Genomic DNA, 4,732 nt, shown 5'->3' with positions numbered 1-4,732 from the left:
CGATCGAGGGAGCGGCGCAGGTCGCCCTCCAGCACCATGCGATCGCCGCGCTCGTTGCGCATGGTGGAGCGGAAGACCTCCGAACGATCGCCGCCCTGGCGCTTGGCCTGGATCATCGCGATCTCGGCGTTCTTGAAAACCTCCTCGCGCTTCAGGTTGCCACCCGATTCGTAGAAGGCGATGCCGACGGAGACGGTGAGGAAAAGTTCGCGCTCCGCGTAGGTGATCGGCGTCGCAATGGCTTTGCGGATCATTTCCGCGAAGGAGAGGATGCGGTCGGGCTCGCGCTCGGAGAGCAGGATCAGGCCGAATTCGTCCCCGGCGATACGAGCGAGGGTGTCCTGGGGCCGCAGGAGTCGGCCGAGGCGGCGCGACAGCGTCAGCAGGATCGAATCGCCGGCCGCGAGTCCGATCGCGTCGTTGATCGCCTTGAAGCGATCGATGTCCAGGACGATGATCGTGGGCTTGAGGCGCGGATCCTGGCTCGCGAAGGCGAGCGCCGCATCGAGCCGGTCGTAGAACAACTCGCGGTTCGGCAGACCGGTGAGGCTGTCGTGGATGGCGTCGTGCAGCAGCCGCTCCTCGGCGGCTTTCACCTCGGTGACGTCGGCGATCGTCCCGACGATGCGAACCACCTCCCCGTCGTTTCCGATGACCGGCCGGGCCTTGAGGCGGTACCAGAGGTAAGGCCCGACCTGGGACCGCAGGCGGAAATCGTGGAGGATCCGGCCTCGGCGATCCTCGATCACCGTGTCGAGGGCTGCCGAGTAACGATCGACGTCGAAGGGGTGGAGCAGGCCGAGCCAGTTCGAGGCCGGGCCTTCGAGCGTCCCGCGCTTGAGGCCGAGCTGGCCCTCGATCTCGGCCCCCGCGAAGACCCGATCACCGGCGACGTCCCAATCGAACACGACGTCGCCGGCGCCGGTCAGCGCCAGCGCGCGGCGCTCGGTGTCCGAGACGAGGGCATGGGTCAGACCGCCGCCCGCGAAGGCGTGCTGCATGACGGTGAATCCGATCAGCATCACGATGAGCACGAGGCCGCCGATCAGGGCCGGCTGGACGAGGTCGCTGCCGATCTGCCCGGTGATGGCAAAGCCCGCCGCGACCACCCAGACCATGAGCAGCGCCCAGGTCGGCACGAGCAGGATGGCGCGGTCGTAGCCGTTATGGATGGCGAGATAGATGATGAGCAGGAGTCCGACCCCGGCCACGGCCGCGATCGAGATGCGCGCGACGCCCGCGGCCACCGGAGGATCGAAGACCGCGAGTCCGACGAGGCCGGCGAGGAAGGCGAGCCAGAAGAACGCGACGTGTCCGTAGCGCACGTGCCAGCGGCTGAGGTTGAGATAGGCGAACAGGAAGACCAGCAGGGTGGCGCCGAGGATCGCCTCGGCGGAGGCACGGTAGATCCGCTCGGCCACTTCGGTCAGCGGGAAAATCCGCTGCAGGAAGCCGAAATCGATGCAGGCATAGGCGAGTACCGACCAGGCCAGCGCCGCGGCGGCGGGGAAGATGATCGCACCCTTCACCACGAAGATGATCGTGAGGAACAGGGCGAGCAGGCCGGAGATGCCGATGATGATGCCCTTGTAGAGCGTCAGTCCGGTCGATTTCTTGCGGTAGGCCTCCTGGTCCCAGAGGTAGATCTGGGGAATGTTCGGCCCCCTCAGCTCCGCCACGAACGTCACGGTGGAGCCGGGATCGACAGTGATCATGAACTGGTCGGCTTCCGGGTTGTCCTCGCGGTCGGGCCGGATGCCCTGGCTCGCCGTGATCGCGGCGATGCGGGACCCGCCGAGATCCGGCCAGATCACCCCTGAGCCGACGAGACGGAAATGCGGCGCTACGAGGAGCCGGTCGATCTGTTCGTCGGTGTCGTTGGTGAGCGCGAAGACCATCCAGTCCGGCCGCGCTCCCGTATCGCGCGCCTTCACGACGATGCGTCGGACGATCCCGTCCTTGCCGGGCGCCGTCGAGATCTGGATCAGGTCGCCGTCGGAGCGGTAGCGCTCGATCATCGGCGTCAGGTCGATGGCCGGCGCGTCGAGGGTCAGGCGCACGGCCTCCACGGCCTCGGCCGGGCGGCTCACGGCCAGCATGGCGAGGACAACCGTCAGAAGTGCGGCCAGGACCAGGGTGGTGATACGCAACGGGCGAATGTTCCGGCCGGAGGAAGCGTCCCGGCATCTACGGCTCAGGTTGGGTCCGAGTCGTACCGATGGGGCATGGCGCGGGCAAGGCGCGACGCGGCATCACGGGATGGCGCCCACCGCTTCCTGACCTGGCCCGACATGGTTCGATCGCCCCGCTTTGCGGCCAAAACAAGCCGCTGAGCCTGGGCGCGAGAAACCACCCTGCAGGCTCCCGCGGATCAGGCGTGCATTCCTGGTCCTCGGACAGCTTTCCGGTTCTGCCTGTCGGCATCGAACCGGGACCGCTCGACCTCAAGCGGCCTGCAGAGTCTTGCGCACGTGGTCGAGCGTCGGCAGCTTCTTGATCGGTCCGATCGCCGAGAGCGTCGGAGCTCCCGAAAGGAGCTTGCGGCCGGCGGCGCGCACATCGTCGACCGTTACGGCGTCGACCTTGGCGATGACGTCGGCGGCCGGGATAACGCGACCCCAGGCCAGGAGCTGGCGGGCATTGCGCTCAATGCGGCCACCGGGCGTCTCGAGGGCCGAGAGCAGGGCAACCTTCAGCTGCGCCTTGGCGCGGACGATCTCGACCGTCTCGATGTCGGACACCGCCTTGACCGTCTCGGCCAGCGTCACGTCGACGAGCTCGGCGAGATCGGCGCCGGAGGTGCCCGCCCCGATCCCGAACAGGCCGCAATCGGAGAACGGCCAGTGGAACGACTGGATCTCGTAGGCAAGCCCCCGCGTCTCGCGGACCTCGTGCCAGAGCCGCGAGGTCAGGCCGCCTCCCAGGATTTGCGCGAACATGTGGAGGGCGTAATAGCCGTCGTCGCGGAACGACAGGCCCGGCAGGCCGATCACCACGTTGGCCTGTTCGAGCTTCTTCTGCAGGCGGCGCTCGCCGCCGGCATAGACACCCGGCACCGTCTCGGGCGCCTGGGCGGATTTCATGCCGCCGAAATGCCGGTCCGCCGCCTCGACGATGGCGTCGTGACTGATGGCGCCGGCCGCCGCCAGGACGATCCGGTCCGGCGTGTATTCACGCGCGATGTAGGCCTGGATCGCGTCGCGGTCGAAGCTCTTGATCGTGGTCGGTGTGCCGATGATCGGCCGACCTATCGGCTGGTCGGGAAAGGCGGCCTCGGTGAAGGCCTCGTAGACCACGTCGTCCGGCGTATCCTCGATCGCCGCGTATTCCTGCAGGATCACGCCCTTCTCGCGGACGAGTTCGCCCGCATCGAACAGCGAGTTCGTCAGGATGTCGCCGATCACGTCGAGGGCGACGCCGGCATCCTCACCCAACACCCGCGCGCTGTAGCTCGTGCCCTCGGCGCTGGTGGCGGCGTTGATGTCGCCGCCGACATCCTCGATCTCCTCGGCGATCCGACGTGCGGAGCGGGTCGCCGTACCCTTGAAGGCCATGTGCTCGATGAGGTGGCTCAGGCCGTGCTCGTCGGCGCGCTCATGTCGCGAGCCGGCGCCGACCCAGACGCCGAGCGTCGCGGTGGCGACTCCGGGCATCGCCTCGGTGACCACCGTCAGGCCGTTGTCGAGCCGGGTCACCTTGAGGTCCGGGGAAGCCCCGTGCGTCGCGAAATGCTGGTTCATCACCCTGATCTTTCCGGGCCGCGTTTCGACCCTGTCCCGTCCATATAGGGCCGCGCTCCAGTTTAGCCGGCCCGTTCGCGCGTTCAGGCACCCTGCGTGATCCGGGCGCGCTCGCGGATGAAGCGCTCCACCGCCGCCTGGTCGTTGGGCAAGCGCGAGAACAGTTCCTTGCGGCCCATGAGGTCGGCGAGATGCGGGGGCAGCACGGGACGCGGGCCGCCGGTCGCCTGCGAGACCGCGTCGGGGAACTTGGCGGGATGGGCTGTCGCCAGCGCGACAACCGGCGTGCGCGGGTCCTTCTCCAACAACCGCCGCGCCGCATGGACGCCGATGGCGGTGTGCGGATCGAGAACCTGGCCTGTCGCCGTGTGGGTGCGGGCGATCTCGGCCATCACGGCCTCTTCCGGGACGGCGCAGGCGTCGAAGTCCTCGCGCACGCTCGCCAGGATGGACGGGTCGAGGGTGAACCCGCCGGACTGCTTGAGGCCGGCCATCAGACGTCCGAGGCTCGTCGAATCTCGGCCGAGGGCCTCGAACAGCAGCCGCTCGAAATTCGAGGAGATCTGGATGTCCATCGAGGGAGAGGTGGTCGGCTGGACGCCGCGCACCTCGTAGGCGCCATGCTCCAGGGTGCGTGCCAGGATATCGTTGGCGTTGGTGCCGATCATGAGCCGGCCGATGGGCAGCCCCATCTGCTTGGCGACCCAGCCGGCGAGGATGTCGCCGAAATTGCCGGTCGGCACTGCGAACGAGACCGGCCGGTGCGGGCTGCCCAGGGCGACCGCGCCGGTGAAGTAATAGACGGCCTGGGCCGCCACGCGCGCCCAATTGATCGAGTTGACGCCCGACAGGCGGACTTCGTCCGCGAAATCGCCGTGCTGGAACAGGGCTTTGACGATGTTCTGGCAATCGTCGAAGTTGCCGTCGACCGCGATGGCGTGAACGTTGTCGGCACCCACCGAGGTCATCTGCCGGCGCTGGACCTCGGAGAC

Annotated in this window: 3 protein-coding genes; all 3 read right to left on the bottom strand. The window is 67.9% G+C overall.

What is annotated here, in order from left to right; all coding sequences use genetic code 11:
• Positions 1 to 2,099: diguanylate cyclase domain-containing protein (locus ACFE7U_RS01150; RefSeq protein ID WP_375407909.1), on the bottom strand; the 2,099-nt coding region annotated here is incomplete at its 3' end.
• Positions 2,100 to 2,444: 345 nt separating this feature from the next.
• Positions 2,445 to 3,740, bottom strand: coding sequence for a M16 family metallopeptidase (locus ACFE7U_RS01145; protein ID WP_375407883.1), 1,296 nt, complete (start codon positions 3,738 to 3,740; stop codon positions 2,445 to 2,447).
• Between the two features lie 83 nt (positions 3,741 to 3,823).
• The coding region (gene thrC / locus ACFE7U_RS01140; protein WP_375407882.1) for a threonine synthase at positions 3,824 to 4,732 on the bottom strand (909 nt) is incomplete at its 5' end.

This window comes from uncultured Methylobacterium sp. (assembly GCF_964251405.1).
Lineage (GTDB): Bacteria > Pseudomonadota > Alphaproteobacteria > Rhizobiales > Beijerinckiaceae > Methylobacterium.
Note: the sequence above shows the minus strand (reverse complement) of the source record. Positions and strands in the feature narration are given on the sequence as shown.

Excerpts from the sequence above, each read along its gene's own strand:
- ACFE7U_RS01145 (WP_375407883.1), bottom strand. The coding sequence starts at position 3,740 with ATGAACCAGCATTTCGCGACGCACGGGGCTTCCCCGGACCTCAAGGTG.